Raw genomic sequence first — 17,657 nt, 5'->3', positions numbered from 1 at the left:
TTCCTGTTTTCCGGTTCTGTAAAATAATGGATGGATCAGATTATTTAGGAGCCATGCGGTAAAGAATGATTCCCACTATTCCGAAAATGATGTTCGGGATCCATGCAGCTATAAAGGGACTGAGGTTCCCTTTTGTGGCAAATTCCGAAGAAAACTGCATGAACAGTATATAGAGGAAACAAATAGTGATCCCAATGGCGATATGTATACCGATTCCACCCCTTACTTTACGGGTCGATAAGCTGACACCAATTAAAGTAAGTATAAACGTGGAAAAAGGATTGGCAATCCGTTCCTGAAGGTCAATGATATACTGGTTGATGTTGTCGGCTCCCTGCATTCTCAATTCATCAATGAAATCTTTTAGTTCCCCCATATTCATCTGTTCTGTGAAATTCTCGCGTCTTTTGAATTCACTGGGATGCAGATTGATGGTAGTGTCGATTCTTTCGCCGGAAGTAATGGTTTCATTACCCAAAGAATCAATATCCCGGATATGGTATTTTACCACGGTCCATTTTTCCTTTTTCTTGTCCCATAGAGCTTTGTCAGATATGAGTTTGGATACCAAACGGTCCCCGTCAAATCTTTCCATGGAAAAACGGTATGCCTGTTCGGTAGCATTACTGAATGATTCCAGGTATACAAATAATCCGGGTTCAACCTGTTTATGCACATTTTGCTGCAAATACATCACCGGCTTTTTGATGTATTTGTCATCGAATGCCAGACGTTTCTGATTGGCCGAAGGCATGATCACATCATTCAGGAAGAAAGTAAAAATCACCAGAAAACAAGAACTGATAAAATAAGGGTATAGAAATCTCCGGAAGCTGATCCCACTACTCAGGATAGCAATAATTTCGGTGTTGTACGCCAACTTCGAGGTAAAGAAGATCACCGCGATAAAAATGAACAGGGAACTGAACATAGTAACAAAATACGGGACAAAATTGACGTAATATTCAAAAATAATGGCATTTAACGGGACTTTCTTTTCAAGGAAATCGTCGATTTTTTCAGAGATATCGAAGACAATAACAATGACAATGATCAATAACATCGAAAAGAAAAAAGTACCAAGGAACTTCTTGATGATGTACCAATCCAGGATGCCTAATTTTAATTTTCTTAGAAATCTCATAATTTTCTTGATAATTTCTCTACCATTTCAATTTTCCAACCGGCAAAATTGCCTTCTTTGATTTGTTTTCTTGCCTCGCGTGTTAACCATAAATAAAAAGCAACATTGTGAAGACTGGATATTTGTGCGCCTAATATCTCCTTTGAAATAATCAAATGGCGAAGATAGGCTTTTGAAAACATTTCATCAACAAAAGACGCGCCACCTTCTTCAATTGGCGAATAATCTTTTTTCCATTTTTCATTTTTGATATTGATCTGTCCCTCCCGGGTGAAGATAGAACCGTTGCGCCCGTTACGGGTAGGCATGACACAGTCAAACATGTCTACGCCTAATGAAATGGATTCCAAGATATTAACAGGAGTGCCCACCCCCATCAGGTAACGTGGTTTATGTTCAGGCAGGATCTGGTTTACCAGATGTATCATTTCATACATCTGGTCGGCTGGCTCACCAACGGCCAGTCCACCGATAGCATTACCGGGACAGTCAGTTTCCGCTGTCCTTTCTGCTGAGATCCGGCGAAGCTCAGGATAAACGCTTCCTTGTACAATAGGGAAAAATGCTTGTTGATAATCATAAACAGGATCGGTTTCCCCGAAACGTTTCAATCCGCGGTCCAGCCATCGTAATGTTCGTTCCATCGATGATTTGGCGTATTGAAAATCACAAGGATATGGAGTGCATTCGTCAAAAGCCATCATGATATCCGCTCCGATAGAACGTTGGATATCCACCACACGTTCAGGAGTGAAAAAATGTTTGGCGCCGTCAATATGGGAACGGAATTCAGCGCCATCTTCCTTTAATTTTCTGATGTCGGATAATGAGAACACCTGGAATCCTCCGCTATCGGTTAATATGGGGCGTTTCCATCCTATAAAGCGGTGTAACCCTCCTGCTCCCTCCAGGATATCAAGGCCCGGACGCAGAAATAAATGATAAGTATTTCCTAGAATAATTTGTGCCTGTACATCATCTGCCAGATCGCGTTGATTGATGCTTTTTACGGTTCCCTGTGTTCCCACAGGCATAAAAATTGGTGTTTCGATCTCTCCATGGCAGGTTGAGACGATGCCACACCGGGCAGCACTATGCTGGTCGCTGTCTGTTACCCTGAATTTCACTTAATTTTTTTGTATACAAAGATATGTTTTTATGGGGAGCCAATCTATAAAAATAATATAGCATTTTCATAGATAACCTCGTATCTTATAAGCCAGGATCCCTACCCATTCATTGATCAACCTGTCCCAATCCTTGAGTATTTCCGGGCGGGGAGTGATCCATTCCGCCCATATCCGCTTATCATGACGGGTAAGATGCTCTGCCGGGAAGGCATCAACCGGAAGTCCTACTTTTTTGGCGCAGCCCATTGCGCGGGGAATATGTATGGCTGAAGTGATGACCAGACACCGGGCATCCGGTTGTACGGAACGGATAATTTCAGCACTGTTGTTCAGGTTTTCAAAGGTATTCCTGGAAGCTGTTTCGAAGAGGATCACACTATCAGGGATACCGAATAAAATTAAACTTTCCCTGGTGGCTTCAGCTTCTGACTTAGTATCTTTTATTCCTCCTCCGCTGATGAGTATTTTTTTGATTTTCCCTTTTTTGTAAAGGTAGATGGCTTGCCAAATACGGTCTCCGGCATCATTTAGTTGGGTCTTTTGGTATTCGGGTAAATAGCGGGCAAAGCCACCCAGAACAATGCCGATGTCATAAATCCCATCTAACTGGTCGATATCTATTGGCTTAGGCTCCCATTTACTGAGTGAAAAATTCAGGAACCATGGATTGGAGAAGACAAGTAATACCAACAACGACGTAATCAAACATATTCTTTTCCATTTGGGTTTCCGGAGGAATACAGCCAATATCATCAGGATCACCAACCATGAAAAAGGTTTGGTAAGCAGTCCGATGGTTTTGGATAAGAAAAAAAACATTTTTGAAGTTTAAAATACTCAATCAGGATTTACTGATATTTTTCAAGTAACTCCAGTAAAACAATATAATGGATAGCACTCCTATAGTTACGGCAGAATCTGCGATATTAAATACCGGACGGAAGAAAAGGAATTCTTCTCCACCTACCAAAGGGAACCAGCCGGGATAGGTTCCATGAATGATCGGAAAAGAAAGCATATCCACTACTTTTCCGAATAAAAACGGTGCATATCCACCCCCTTCGGGAAGAAATTCGGCAACAATACCGAAGTTGCTTTCACTGAACAATAATCCGTAAAACGCACAGTCGATCATATTTCCCATAGCGCCGGCAAGGATGAGTGAAACGCATAAAATAAAACCATTGGGTGCTTTTTCCCGGATCAGGATGCGTATATACCAAATAATGGCTGCTATAGCTACAAGCCGGAACAGGCTTAATACCAGTTTTCCCCACTTCCCGCCGAGTTGCCAGCCAAATGCCATTCCCGGATTTTCTACAAAATGAATGTGAAACCAGTTTCCTAATAGAGGTATATCTTCACCAATACTCATATTGGTTTTTACCCATACTTTTAATATTTGATCGAATAAAAGGATCACAAAAACCAGAAGTGCCGATTTCCACGCGATAGATTGCTTCATTTGTAAAAAATTAAAAAGTGCACAAATGTAGCTAATTTTTGCTACATGCATATAATGCACCTGACCAATGCTGATTATTACCATGTTATTTATATCTTTGTATCAATAGAGTAATCTTTTTATAAATTTATCAATGAGGGAAATATACTGTTGTTTATTGTTTTTTTGGATATCAGCCTGTTCTTCCCCTGTAGACACATCCTGGCCGGAAACATGCAGGGAGAATAAACCCGGGGTTCGTTGGTGGTGGCTGGGTAATGCAGTCGATTCAGCCGGATTAACTATAAGTATGGAAGAATTGAAAGAGGCCGGGATCGGAAGTGTTGAAATTACACCTATTTATGGTATCGATAGCGCAGAAAGCAGGCATATTGACTATTTATCACCCCGGTGGATGGATATGTATCAACATGTGAAAGCGGAAGCAAAGAGACTGGACATGTCTGTTGATATGGCGACCGGAACCGGATGGCCTTTTGGCGGACCTGATGTAATGATCAATGATGCTGCTTGTAAGGCCATATTTCAACAATATAAAGTAAAGGGCCCTTATCGTTTGGAAAAAGAAATAACCGTAAATGACCGCAGGCAAACCGATGTCGCGACAATAGCTGCTGTTGTTGCTTATGGTCAGGAACAGAAAATAGAATTGACGGATCGTGTAACCGGAACAACACTCCTCTGGGATGTTCCGGAAGGGGACTGGACAATATGGACTGTGTTTAATGGTAAAACATTACAGAAAGTAAAACGTGCGGCTCCCGGAGGCGAGGGATGGGTGATCAATCATTATTCCCGGAGATCACTGGACCGTTATCTTACTCGTTTTGACCGGGCCTTTACCGATGCAGGAGCATCATGGCCAGATCATTTTTTTAACGATTCGTACGAAGTATATGGCGCAAACTGGTCGGAAAACCTAATGGAAGAATTTGAAAAAAGGCGGGGTTACAGGTTACAGGAATATCTTCCTGAATTGAACAGGGAAGGAGATCCGGATATTTGTGCGCGTGTGGTTTGTGATTACCGGCAAACTATTGCTGAACTGTTGTTGAACGAGTTTACCATTCCCTGGACGGATTGGGCACATGCGCGTGGATCTGTTACACGGAGTCAGGCTCATGGATCTCCGGGAAACCTGATCGATTTATATGCTGCGGTTGATATTCCGGAATGCGAGTCTTTCGGGAGAACATTTTTTGACATTCCCGGCCTTCGTATTGACAGTGGGATGAAAGAAAGTGATTCCCATCCGTCTGTATTGAAATATGCTTCTTCAGCGGCACACATTACCGGAAAAAAACAGGTGTCATCCGAAACCTTTACCTGGTTGACTGAACATTTCAGGACCTCTTTATCCCAAATGAAACCGGAAATCGACCAGATGTTTGTTGCAGGGGTGAACCATATGCATTATCATGGTTCGCCTTATTCACCCAAAGATGTACCCTGGCCGGGATGGCTGTTTTATGCGTCCGTCAACCTGAATGCCAACAATACTATTTTCAGGGATATAAAAGGATTGAACGAGTATATTACCCGGACACAGTCATTTTTGCAACATGGTGAGCCGGACAATGACTTTTTGGTTTATCTGCCTATCTATGATATATGGCAACAACAGTCAGGTATGTACCTCATGTTTGATATTCACAGGATGAAACACCTGATGCCCGCTTTTTTTGAATGGGTGGTCAATATCCAGTCTCTTGGTTTTGATGTGGACTATATCTCGGACCGGTATATTTTACAGACCAGTGTCTGCAACCATCTTCTGCAGACTCCGGGAGCCTCTTATAAAGCCATTATAGTCCCGGATGTCCGGTATATGCCTTACGAAACATTGGCCAAATTAATTGAACTGGCCAAAGACGGTGCTACTGTAATATTCACGGATCGGTTTCCTGAAGATGTTCCGGGATTACATGATCTGGAACGTCGCAGAAATGCATTCCAAAAAATACTTGCCGATATACGGAATGATGATTTTAATGATTCCATAGTAATACAGGCTGTAGGAAAAGGCAATATATTATCCGGGAAAGACTACCTGAAGTTGTTACAGGCGTCTTCGGCGAAACCGGAAGAAATAAAGGTCGAATATGCAGTTCAGACAATTCGTCGCAAGCATAAAGATGGCCATTTTTATTTTATTGCTATGCTGGAGAATAATCATCTGGATAATTGGGTCGGTTTGTCCGTAAATGCACAAACCGCTATGATATATGATCCGCTTACCGGTGAGAAGGGAAAAGCAAATCTGAGAAAACGTGACGGAAAAACAGAGATATATCTTCAATTAGCGCCCGGACAATCCCTGATAGTTAAGACATTTGACCGATCCATACCGGATATTCCGGATTATTTATTTTAGATTTTCATCGGTTTGACTTAACCTGTTGAAGAATAAACCTTTCGCAGAGTTTTTGAATTTCAGAAGTAACGATTTAGTAACCGTGCGTATCTCAGCGTTTTGCGGTACAATACAATCAAATAACTCACGCCAAAAATAAGCAATATTTCTGAGACTATACGCATATTTTTTCTCTTTCTTTATCCGGTAAACACCTCTCCTATGGAAAGAATGAATTAGGCAATACTTTTTGTAGATTTACTCTTTTCGGAACGAAAAGGAAGAAATCTACAAAAACCGCTTGCGGCTCGGTGTTGCCGTTCCATTCTTGGAATATATCTTTGTGTTCGGATAAAGAAGGGGCTATTCATTCAGCAATAATCATCAATAGAATCGCCACCACTCCATTCAAAACCTTGGGCAAGAGTGAATTGTTTCTCCGCTCCCTCTTTAGAAAAGAATGTACGCCCTGTATGAATGAAAAGGTTATCTTCATAAGTAACCTCTGCAAGTGCATAACGCTTAACCGACTCTTCACCATCAGATGATTCTGTCATCACATATAGTGATTGGCGATCTTCGGAAAATCCACTATTTACCACTAAGGATGAACCATATATATTTTGAGAAAAAACAGTTCCCTCTTTCAAATTATCGGCGTAGGCAGTTAAAGAACTATTCCCCATTTCGTGAGGTGTACATGGAAATTCAGAAGGTGTACGCCAGTTGCGTTGTACCGCCCCAGGTGTTAAAGATATTATAAAATCAGGTTCTTCCGGAGCCACTATTGTTTGTTCGCCCTGTAAATTATTCCGAGTAAAAATCCATTTATCCAAAGATGTCCCACTTTTTGACGGTTTATCGCTCTTAGCCCATGCTAACATCCGCTCCAAACTTATTTGGGCTTCTTCTGTACTAACTGTCTGCATCCATTGTTCATACGGTTCTGAGAACATATCACGGTATTTTGCCGGATCAGACAAAAATGCCTCTACACTCCCACAAACATACGCTATACGCTTTGCCGTAATTGGATTAAGCAATACGTTTTCCAATCTTGTAACCCACCGTAGATTTTTCGCTCGGTTATTCCGCTTGTTAGTATCAATATGATCGACTACATGTTCTTTCGTTGGTGGTTCTCCATGAAACGCAGTTGCAACTATTCTATGTACGCGAACAGAGGCTATTTCCATATAGCCAGTTTTATTGTTTGGCTTACCGAATGTCCAATGGTTATCGTTTGGTCGCGGGCGTTTACCCTCGCAAGGATGACGTAAAATAGCCCCATTATCACGAACAGAGTATTTTTCTCCTTTATAGATACAATTTACTTCACTACTATAATCATTAACATCTACCATGCTTTCTTCTGATATTATTTCGTTTCCGATACTATAAGGCTTTCGTTATAATACTCTGGTGACCAGAGCTTCTCGCAAATTCGTTGAAGCAATCTCTGTCTTTCAGCAATGTCATCCTTTTTAAAGTCATGATGGGGTTTAAAGTCTAAATCTTTTATTATATCAGACTTTAAAAAATTCGGATTCTTGATATAGTAATTAGGGTGCAGAGTTTGTGCGTATGTATTCTCTTTTAGGTAATGTTCTATTTTATCTGCATATTTATCACTATTAAAAGACTGATTAGTTCCATGAGGTAGTAACAGTAAAGCCCCTGCGGAATTTCGCCATTTATTAAACTCAGATTTTTGCTCAAATTCATCCGTATGCTCTTCGAACTTGTCGGCCCATATGTGTTCAATTTCAAATTGTTTGCCGTTCGGATGATGATAAGTAACGTAAGTCGTGTCTTTTCCAACCAGATTATCGAGGTAGCTGGAAACTCTTGATAATAAATGTTTAACAAACTTCCTGTTCATCCCATGTAATCCGAAATACCATACTCCATCCCATTGTTCATCTATCCTTTCCGTTTCTTTGATAAGATTGTGGGACAATTTATCCAAATCATTATCGCGGATTAGTCGTATTATGTTGAAAATGGAATACTTAATAGCAGTTTGTCCAAACTTTCTATAGTTGACACTTCTTCTTACAGTAAATGTTTCTATGAACCTTGCAACAAAATCAAGTTTCTGATTTATTACAGATGGATTATCGTCAATATTAATCGAGGCCATCAACAATGGATCCTGTAAAGATTCGGCAATACCCCAATGATTTATGTAATGTAAGTGCGGAGTTTTAGGATTATAATGAGCCTGATCTTTCCACATGTTAATAAATATTTTCACATAGAATGGAAAATATCTCTTAAAAAAAGAATAGAAATCATCAGAAGACGATAAGTTGAATATAGACTTGTGATTATCTTTAAACCAATTATGAAAACGGGAGCCAATTAATTCAAAGTCTTGGTTTTCAGAACCAGCTTTCCCCGGACGGATTGTGTTTGCATACTTGCCTCGAAACCATGCCTGAAAAAAGCTTTGGTCTGCATTCTCGTCATATTCATGCAGCTTCTGAATCTCATCTTTCCATAAATCATTTATTTCAGTCCTTTGTTTTTTATTTGTGATTTTTGAGAGTATATAACCCTTTAACATTTCTGTAGGAGTAAGGTTTAATCCCCTGTCATTCATGGTTTCAAAGATTGTATAAGCATTTTCATCCGAATATGCCGTAATCTCGACAATTACTACATTATCTATAAACCAATCGATGAAATAAGGGAGAGCCTCACCAGTTAATTCTTCCGGAAATGATTCGACTATATCCTCGTATCTTTCAAGCATATTAATTACTGTCTCGTCATCATTATCCTGAAGTGTATAATCTCCTTTCTCAAATAATGAAGTTAAGCATTCTTCCCGTGAATCATCGGACATATTAAATGACTTCTCGCCATATTTCTCAGAAAAAATTAAGTGAGTGATATTAATCTTTTGGGGACATTCAGCTTGCAGGTGGTTCAGGTATATAAGCAAAAGGGTAATTGAGGTTATTCTCTGCTGTCCGTCAATAATGGATTTTTTGCCGTCCTCATTAATATTAAAAACTACGGGACCCAAATAATAATTCTGATAATTTGCAACTTCAGATCGCTTATCGCCGTCCTTGTAAGATTTTAAAAATGTAGTGGAAAGGTCTTCTATTAAAAGTCTAATATGTTTCTCTTGCCACCTATACTCTCTTTGAAAATAATCAATTGTGAATTTTTGATCTTTCAGTAATTTACTGATACTCGTATCTGTAGCCTCAATCTTATTTTGGAGTTTCTGATTCATATCTTAAAAGTGTTTTTTCATTTGCTCTATAGCATTATTAATAGCACGATTCATATCTTGTTCTACTCCCCATCCCAACCCATATGCACCACGAAAAGATGCCACAGGTCTGCCAGACAAGTATTCTACAAAATTTATACTGACAACAGACTCGGCATCATTCTGCGTTGCAGTATATCTTACAAGCAATAATTCCTGTTTTTGAGGTAAAGAAAGAGCTTCAATTTGCTTGTCCCCAATTACCGTCAATCTGGTCTTAGAAAGAGCATCATATATCCTTACAGATAGATCCATTAATACCGGAGATCCACCATATCCCTCTACATCAGTTATAGTAGCATAATTATATTTTGATAAGTCTGCCGAATCAGAAATAGTTGTTTTGTTTATCGTTCCGCAGGCAGAAGCAATAACTAAAAAGAGTAAAATCGGGGTAAGTTTCAAGTACTTCATCATCAATACTATTTTTTAAAGTTTCTGACTGCAAAAGTAGTAAATCTCTGCAAATCAAACATACTATACTATCTAAAACCTTTGCCTTTATTTAGTTTCAGCTTTGGGTAGACTTATATTCCTCTCCCTTTCTTCGGTGTGGGTGGAGCAGGCTTGATATGCGGTCTAACCACCTGCCGGATTTCTTGATACTTCTCTTTGAACCAGTCGATGATATTCTGTCCGTTGATAGATAATTTCAGCCTGTCGGAGTCCTTGCTCTCCTTAAATAGCTGTAATTTGGCATCCTGCACGTTGAAGGAATGATTATGTTCGGGCGAATGGAGCTTACCCGTAACCGATACGGCTTCACCCTTAAATAACAGCTTAATGGTGTCTATTGTCAATCCGATACCCTTGCATAACTGCGCTATCCGTAGCCGTTCGCTTAAATGAGGAAATACATCGAATAGCAAATTTATATCGTCTTGCGCCTTGTAAGGTTCATAATCCAGTTTTAGCTGTTCTATACGAGTTTCAAGGTCGGATATTTCCGTTTTTTTCCTTTGGGTATATTCGTGCATGTTCAGGAACTTCTCCCGGGCTTCGTCCTTTCGGTCGTACATATCCCGTACTTTTTCGTAAACCTCCTGCTTTTCCTCTTGCAGATATTCTATATTTTCTTTCAGGTCTTCGTTTTGGGCGAATAACTCTCTGTAATATTGGGGCGTAGAGATATGCCGGGCATCAGAGCCTTTGATACCCCGTTGCAATCCGTATTTCTGCATTTTCTCGGCGTATGTATCCTGAAACCGTTCCAGATTATCGCGTGTCATCACATCATCGGCGCAGAGCCGGATGGTATCTTTAGGCTTTTTCCGGTATTTCTTCTTGCCATTGTTCTCTTCCTGTTTGGCTTTTCTTCTTTCACCGGATACGATAGGAACTACCGTAGCGTGGATATGTGGAGTTTTCTCGTCCATGTGTAAAACAGCTGATACAACGTTTTCTTTTCCGAACGTATCTTGTAACCAATCAATATTACTCTGACACCAGTCATCTATTTTTCCCTCGTTCTGTATGCGTTGCATATCTTCGGGAGTACCTGACAGCATGACCTGTAACGCACGTACCTGATTCTCCCTGATTTTACGGGTTATCCCTGCGTTCTCTATCCGGTGCTGTATCGCCTGTGTCCGGTTCTCCACTCCGTCCGGAAAAGTGATAAACTCTTTGTTGAGGTCCTTTCGTTCCGGATCGGCGTTGCCCGGCTGTACCGTCCGTTCTATATGCGCCGTCGTTCGAGCATCGTTGCCTTTCGGCTTCTGTATATGTAATACGACAAATCCCATTTGTGTAGGTAAATTTTAAGTCGATAATTTATTATGATAACCGCCCGAAGCGGTTGCGGTCGGAAGGCCGCTTTAGGGTGTCCAGAGGGTTTACCCTTTGGCTTATTGGGGCATTTTTAGCAGTAGTGAAACGGATGCGTTAAAAAAATGCCCTAATAAGCTACGGCTTTTCTTTAAAAGCCCATTGGGGTCGCTGCGGTTAAACTCTGATAGCAGCCATACCCGCTACACTGAAGATAGCGGGTACAGTATGCCGACAGGTTTAGATAGCTTCACAGATATTCTTCTCCATACCCTCCAACTTGTGCGAAAGGGCTTCCATATCCCGACTTATCTTTTGATTAGTGATTCGGGCATATATCTGCGTGGTTTTGATATTCGTGTGTCCGAGAATACGGCTCACGGTTTCGATGGGTACGCCGTGCGATAAAAGGATAGTCGTGGCCGCGGAATGCCTTGCGACATGATAGGTCAGCCGGGTTTTGATACCACACTGTACGCCTATCTTTTTCAGTTTCTCGTTGCAACTGCTGTTACTCGGAACAGGGAAAACACGATTATCTCCCGTTAAGCCCTTGTATTTTTCTATTATCCGCTTGGGAACATCTAATAGCCGGATATTGGAATCTGTGTTAGTCTTTCGTCTGCGGGTAATAATCCATAGGTTGCCGTCAAAGAACGTTTGCAGGTTGTCGGTGGTGAGTTTTTTCACATCCGCATACGACAAGCCGGTGAAAATAGAAAAAACGAAAAGGTCGCGCACCAGTTCGTATGTTTTATTTTTCATGGGAGCCTCTATAAGTGTCTGTATTTCCTCTTCTGTAAGATACCCCCTGTCCACGCTTTCGGGACTGTTGATATATCCGGCAAAGGGATTGAACGGCAATAGTCCGGTATTCCGTGCAATGGAAATAATATGCTTCAAAACAATCATATATCCCCACACGGTATTGGTACGGCATTTCTTTTCTTCCCGCAGAAAGTATTCAAAATCGTTGATAAATGTCAGGCTTAGTTCTTTGAGCGGTATATCCTCTCTGTGGTAGGTAGAGGGAAGAAACTCCCGGATATGTTTACAGACAGTACGGTAGCGGGCGAAAGTACCCTGTGCCCGGCTATAGCCCACTTTCTTCTCAAACTCGGCATTGTGCTGTTCGAATAGCTTTAACAACGTTTCCTGCTTTACCCCGATTCCGAGATAAGCGTTTTTCAACTTAGTTGCGGTAACATAGCCGTCCGCCTGCATCAGTTCCTGATAACGGCGGTTTATATCCACTCGAATTTTGTCGATAGCGCGGTTGATTTTCTGCGCTTCCGCACTCTTTCCCGGTGCACGATTGTTCTTCACATCCCACAAGTGGAGTGGAATGTCCATTTTGCAGCTGAACTGTTTAACTTCGCCGTCCACCGTGATACGGCACATCAAGGGCAGGTTCCCGTTGGGTTTCTCGCTGCCTTTCTTCACGTAAAATAATACTTTGAATGTTGACCTCATAACTCAATGTTTTTTCTGGTTACAAAATTAGTTATCATTGAGTTATCTGACGCTATGCAAAACTACGCAAACCACTGAATAAAAACCTATTAGCAAAGAATTTGCATCACTATTCAAGTAATGGGATAGTAACGAAACTACTGCTGTGTTCTGCCTAAATATGCTTTTCTGCCTTTTGCAATACAAAGCAAAACAGAGTGTAACGAACGCTGGTTCAGCTAATTCGCTACACTCTGCTTAATTTTACTTTCTGCTTAGAAGTTTATTTTATAAAGAAGGTACTCCATATACTATTGCTGGAAACTGGTCATTCAGTTTTACAGAAGGAATTCCGGACATCCCGGGAATATATACAATGGAAGGGTATCCCATCTCGTGGACGGAGTTACCTCATGACAGTGCCGGGATATATGCGGGAACCGGGAAGTATAGCATCGAATTTGAATTGACAGGGAACGCCGAAGAATGGTTGCTTGATCTCGGAAACCTTTGTGAAAGTGCACGGGTATATGTGAACGGAAAAGATGTGGGGATCGTTTGGTCATTGCCATATACGATACAGATTGGCCAACATTTGAACCCGGGAAAAAATTTACTGGAAATTGAAGTAACCAACCTCCCTGCCAATCTCATCCGGGATTATGACAGGAGAGGGGTTAACTGGCGTATTTTTAAAGACATTAACTTTGTCAGTGTTTTTTATAAGGATATTCGTTTTGATAACTGGGATATATCTCCTTCGGGCCTGACCGGTGCGGTTACACTTATTCCTTTAACCCGGATTTTCAACGGTACGGGAGCGATTTTACATCAATAGGCGGGTTGAAAAAGTTCAAAGTTCAAAGTTCCGGGTTCAATGCCCATTTTCCGGATGAACGTGAGACTATTCGTTGAGAAGGTAAGTCTTGTTCTTTACTCACCATAAATAATTTAGAATTATTTTGAACGATTACTTATTTTGTTGTATAGGAAAAATTATTTTTTCCCTATGCATACATATTCAAATCCACTCTCCTTTAATTCATTTTTATCATAAATATTTCTTCCGTCAATAATGAATGGTTGAGACATTGTTTTCTTTACTACCGGCCAGGCAGGAAGCCGGAATTCAGTCCATTCAGTAACCAACAGTAATGCGTCGGCATCTATGGTTGCTTCATATTTATCTTTGCAGTAAGTAACAGGATCTTTGATCCTGATCCTGGCTTCATCCATAGCCACCGGATCATATGCTTTGACTTTTACACCTGCCTTGATTAATCTATCGATCAGGCTGATTGCCGGAGCTTCCCGCATATCGTCTGTTTCAGGCTTGAATGATAATCCCCAGATGGCTACCGTTTTGTTTTTCAGGTTGCCCTGGTAATGATCCGATAGCTTTTGGAAAAGAATTTCTTTCTGGGCTTCGTTTACTTCTTCTACCGCTTCAATGACCTTCATGCGATACCCATTTTCTTTGGCCGTCTTTATCAGTGCTTTTACATCTTTCGGGAAACAGGAGCCTCCATATCCGCATCCGGCATACAGGAATTTCGAACCGATGCGGCTATCCGAACCGATACCCTTACGGACCATATTGACATCTGCCCCCATGATTTCACACAGGTTGGCGATATCATTCATAAAACTAATGCGGGTGGCCAACATGGCATTGGCTGCATACTTAGTCATTTCTGCGGATGGGACATCCATAAAAATTACCGGAAAGTTATTCAATAGAAAAGGGCGATATAGTTTTTTCAGGATGTTTTCTGCTTTTTCGGATTCCACACCCAGTACCACTCTTTCCGGGTACATAAAATCACGGATGGCAGCTCCTTCCTTCAGAAATTCCGGGTTTGACGCTACATCAAATTGAATATCCACCTTTCTTTTGTCAAGTTCTCCCTGAATGGCCTGACGTACTTTTTTTGCGGTGCCTACCGGAACCGTACTTTTGGTGACGGCTAAGACATATTTATTCAAGTTTGCTCCAATGGTCCGGGCAACATCCAATACATATTTGAGATCGGCACTTCCGTCTTCATCGGGAGGAGTCCCCACCGCAATGAAAACTACTTCCATGTCTTCCATGCAGGCGCTTAATTCTGTTCCAAAGTGCAAACGTCCAACCTGCATATTTTTCAGGACCATTTCTTCCAATCCGGGTTCATATATGGGAGTGATACCCTTGTTCAGATTATCGATTTTTTTCTGATCAACATCTATACATGTTACATCCAGACCTACCTCAGCAAAACAAGTACCGGTGACTAATCCGACATAGCCAGTTCCTACAATAGCAACTTTCATATAAAACGATTATAATTTAGAGAGTATGATATCAATTTTATTGCAAGTATACGGAATTCATCAGTTTTTGTTTGTTCGATATATCAAAATAAAGCCTGTTTTTATTTGTCCGGTTAAGAAATTTTGATGAGTAGTCTTTTAAATGTCTGTTTCAGTAACTTTATTAGAATTCTATTTTTTCTTCAATTTTTGAAGTGATGCGGGAAATAGCATCACTTAGTTTTTCTTCGGGTAAAATCATATTGAAATTCTCCCAGAATCCGGCATCATACACATAATGGGTTTCCGAAAAGACTTTGTGTGCGGGTTGTACTTCTTTGAAAGGAATTTTTTTGACGTTTAGCGTATCTATGGCACAGGTAACCATTTCGAAATAAGTATGGATGAGAGATGGGACAGAGAATATTTTTTTTAACTTCACCTTAAAGTGCAGATCCCCACGTATATGATTGATGTAATATTTGCTGTTCCATAAGCGATATGAAACGGAATACTCCGCAGATTGTACAGAAATATTCACATTACGGCCTTTATTGGCAACCAGTAGCGAATTGGCTTGTTCAATATAGGCAGGGTTGATCTGAAAATGAGTATGTATGAGTGCATAGCTTTTTTCGTCTATATACAGCGAACCTTTATACAAAGGACCTCTTATTTCCGGTTTTTGTTCGAATGTGATCACATGGGTCCGGTGTTCATTCATGGTTTCTATGCCGGTTTTTCTGTAATCAAACATGTTTCCGTCAATTTCCAGAAAATCGGGTATGTCTTTTACAACATCCAACATCAGGATAGCACTAACTCCGGCTTTCATTTTCATGATTACTGTATCCTGTTTCCGGGCATCGGAAATTTTACGCATTTTCATCAGTTTTACCTGTTCTTTTGATGTAGAGTTGTATCCTGTTTTATAAATACGGAATACTCCTTCGGAAAGACTGCAAAATCCTTTTTTCCGGTTGATCCCTTCTCTGTAAAAACTGGTTGTATAGAATGGTCTGGATGGATAATTACGGGAACGATTTTCCATCATATCCTTCAATATTTTTTGCGGATCGATATAGTTGATGATGACACTTTCCAGTGCAATGGCTTGGGCATTCAAATAAATATCAATTGTATGGTCCATGAATAAATCAGCCGGAATGTTTTGGGATTCATACCCGATATGCGAAATCCGGACACTTGTATTCTTTAGGGAATCAGGTAGTTTTAATATAAATGCCCCATTTTGGTTGGTCACAGTTCCCATTCCGTTTTCCGATATGTTCACCGAACAATATGGGATAGGTTCATTATTTTCCTTGTCTTTAACAATTCCTTCAAGTATCAGATGACTTTTATTCCTTTCAGTATGCTGATTTTGATCAGATGATTTATGGAGCAGAATATGCCGGTCAATGACTTTTATCTGTATCTCAAAATCTGTTACTTGTAAAATGATATCTTTGAGTGAATAATCTCCGGCGGGGATTTTAATATTTCGTTCGTTATTTACGACTTCGCTATCATACATAAACAGGTACCCGGAGAGATCGGAGATTTTTTTTAATACCTCATAAGTGCTGCCTTTTAGCTTGGGGATATATAATTCCTTGTTTAGGATATCATTATCCTGTGCATTTAAAGGAAGAATAAACAATAGCCCAATACACATCCATACCTTTCCGAACATCATATTTCCCGTTTATATCAAATATAGTGAAAGCCGAGAAGGCAAGCCAAGCTTGCTTGAGCTTGTCCGAGGCACATCCTATATTCTACAAATATATGTAATATAAAACAATTAATGTTACACTTTCTGAGCGTAATCAACTTGATCAATGCGATTTAAGAAAACAATAAATAGCACAGAGTGCTTAAAATTAATTCTTTTTCTGCATTTTGATTTTGTTATGGTATTGTTTTGGGTTCTATTCGGCATCAATCCATATAGTATGCCCGTCATCATTATATTTTAATCCCATTGCAATGCATAATAGTTCAATCATATCCGATGGTGTATTGTTAGAGAAGCTAATGGTCATTTTCCTTTCAGCCACATCTGTATTTTTCAAAACCACAGGTTTGTCGCAAATCAGATTGATTACTTTAATGATATTGGACAATGACTCATCTTTGAAATCCATTTTTTCGGTATACAGGTCGTAAATTTCGTGTCCGGATATTGTTTTGTGTAGCTGTCCTGATTCCAGTTGTACCGATTCCCCTGCTTTGACAATGGCGTTTATCATTGAATTTTTTAGCGATATCTTTACAGTTCCGTTTTGCACAGATAATTTAAACGATTCTTCTCCATTAGATATGATATCAAATGTAGTACCTAATACTTCAACTGTTACTGGTTTGGTTTCAATCAAAAAAGGAGATTCCTGGTCGGGAAAAATATCGAACATGGCTTCGCCTTCGAAGGATACAGTTCTTTTTTCTCCGGTGAAGTGTTTCGGATATGAAAGTGTGGAGCCTTTTTTGAGGAAGACGATAGATCCGTCTTCCAGGGTATTCACCAATGTGTTCAAAATATCCTGATTTTGTACAGTCAACCAGGTATTTTCTTTTTCTTTGGATATGATAAAATAAGCTATAACCATACCACAGATACACAAAACGGCAATGCCTGCCACCCATTTCCTGGTAAAGGCTAATATACGTATTTTTTGATCATGTTCGGGAACGAGCAACTGCTCTTCTTTTATTCTTGTGTATACTTTATCCCAGGCTTTATCTGTATTGATCTTCATCTT

14 protein-coding genes are annotated in these 17,657 nt (G+C 40.2%); 2 read left to right on the top strand and 12 right to left on the bottom strand.

All coding sequences use genetic code 11. The features are described from left to right. Positions 1-40: 40 nt before the first annotated feature. From LBQ60_00510 to LBQ60_00495, 4 genes are all read right to left on the bottom strand, one after another. The gene (locus LBQ60_00510; GenBank protein ID MDR2036383.1) at positions 41-1,144 is read right to left on the bottom strand and encodes an LptF/LptG family permease; all 1,104 of its coding nucleotides are present in this window, start codon (positions 1,142-1,144) and stop codon (positions 41-43) included. Then, entirely contained in the window at positions 1,141-2,271 is a 1,131-nt protein-coding gene (gene tgt, locus LBQ60_00505; protein ID MDR2036382.1) for a tRNA guanosine(34) transglycosylase Tgt, read from the bottom strand. The genes LBQ60_00510 and tgt overlap by 4 nt, the downstream gene beginning before the upstream one ends. Positions 2,272-2,337: 66 nt before the next feature. Then, positions 2,338-3,093, bottom strand: coding sequence for a YdcF family protein (locus LBQ60_00500; protein ID MDR2036381.1), 756 nt, complete (start codon positions 3,091-3,093; stop codon positions 2,338-2,340). Positions 3,094-3,115: 22 nt separating this feature from the next. Next, on the bottom strand, positions 3,116-3,739 hold the full coding sequence (locus LBQ60_00495; protein MDR2036380.1) for a lipoprotein signal peptidase: 624 nt from the start codon (positions 3,737-3,739) through the stop codon (positions 3,116-3,118). Positions 3,740-3,872: 133 nt separating this feature from the next. Here LBQ60_00495 and LBQ60_00490 point away from each other — a divergent pair, with 133 nt between their 5' ends. Continuing rightward, complete coding sequence (locus LBQ60_00490) at positions 3,873-6,113, top strand: glycosyl hydrolase family 2 (protein ID MDR2036379.1); 2,241 nt, start codon at positions 3,873-3,875, stop codon at positions 6,111-6,113. A gap of 350 nt (positions 6,114-6,463) precedes the next feature. Here LBQ60_00490 and LBQ60_00485 read toward each other — a convergent pair whose 3' ends face one another. From LBQ60_00485 to LBQ60_00465, 5 genes are all read right to left on the bottom strand, one after another. Further along, positions 6,464-7,456: an HNH endonuclease gene (locus LBQ60_00485; GenBank protein ID MDR2036378.1), complete on the bottom strand. Its 993-nt coding sequence runs from the start codon at positions 7,454-7,456 to the stop codon at positions 6,464-6,466. A 14-nt stretch (positions 7,457-7,470) separates the two neighbouring features. Continuing rightward, positions 7,471-9,342, bottom strand: coding sequence for a DUF262 domain-containing protein (locus LBQ60_00480; protein MDR2036377.1), 1,872 nt, complete (start codon positions 9,340-9,342; stop codon positions 7,471-7,473). 3 nt (positions 9,343-9,345) lie between these two features. Further along, positions 9,346-9,798: a hypothetical protein gene (locus LBQ60_00475; protein ID MDR2036376.1), complete on the bottom strand. Its 453-nt coding sequence runs from the start codon at positions 9,796-9,798 to the stop codon at positions 9,346-9,348. Between the two features lie 110 nt (positions 9,799-9,908). After that, entirely contained in the window at positions 9,909-11,126 is a 1,218-nt protein-coding gene (locus tag LBQ60_00470) for a plasmid recombination protein (GenBank protein MDR2036375.1), read from the bottom strand. A gap of 262 nt (positions 11,127-11,388) precedes the next feature. Further along, on the bottom strand, positions 11,389-12,621 hold the full coding sequence (locus tag LBQ60_00465; protein ID MDR2036374.1) for a site-specific integrase: 1,233 nt from the start codon (positions 12,619-12,621) through the stop codon (positions 11,389-11,391). Between the two features lie 355 nt (positions 12,622-12,976). Here LBQ60_00465 and LBQ60_00460 point away from each other — a divergent pair, with 355 nt between their 5' ends. Next, entirely contained in the window at positions 12,977-13,438 is a 462-nt protein-coding gene (locus tag LBQ60_00460; protein MDR2036373.1) for a hypothetical protein, read from the top strand. 158 nt (positions 13,439-13,596) lie between these two features. Here the strand turns inward: LBQ60_00460 and LBQ60_00455 are convergent, their stop codons facing one another. The 3 genes from LBQ60_00455 to LBQ60_00445 form a co-directional block, all read right to left on the bottom strand. Further along, a complete protein-coding gene (locus tag LBQ60_00455; GenBank protein MDR2036372.1) occupies positions 13,597-14,913 on the bottom strand; it encodes a UDP-glucose/GDP-mannose dehydrogenase family protein in 1,317 nt (438 codons plus the stop codon). A 163-nt stretch (positions 14,914-15,076) separates the two neighbouring features. Further along, positions 15,077-16,591, bottom strand: coding sequence for a carboxypeptidase-like regulatory domain-containing protein (locus LBQ60_00450; protein MDR2036371.1), 1,515 nt, complete (start codon positions 16,589-16,591; stop codon positions 15,077-15,079). 235 nt (positions 16,592-16,826) lie between these two features. Next, complete coding sequence (locus LBQ60_00445; protein MDR2036370.1) at positions 16,827-17,654, bottom strand: FecR family protein; 828 nt, start codon at positions 17,652-17,654, stop codon at positions 16,827-16,829. Positions 17,655-17,657 lie beyond the last annotated feature (3 nt).

It is taken from the genome of Bacteroidales bacterium, from assembly GCA_031275285.1.
In the GTDB taxonomy this organism is placed as follows: domain Bacteria; phylum Bacteroidota; class Bacteroidia; order Bacteroidales; family UBA4181; genus JAIRLS01.
This window is presented reverse-complemented; position numbering and strand designations above follow the sequence as displayed.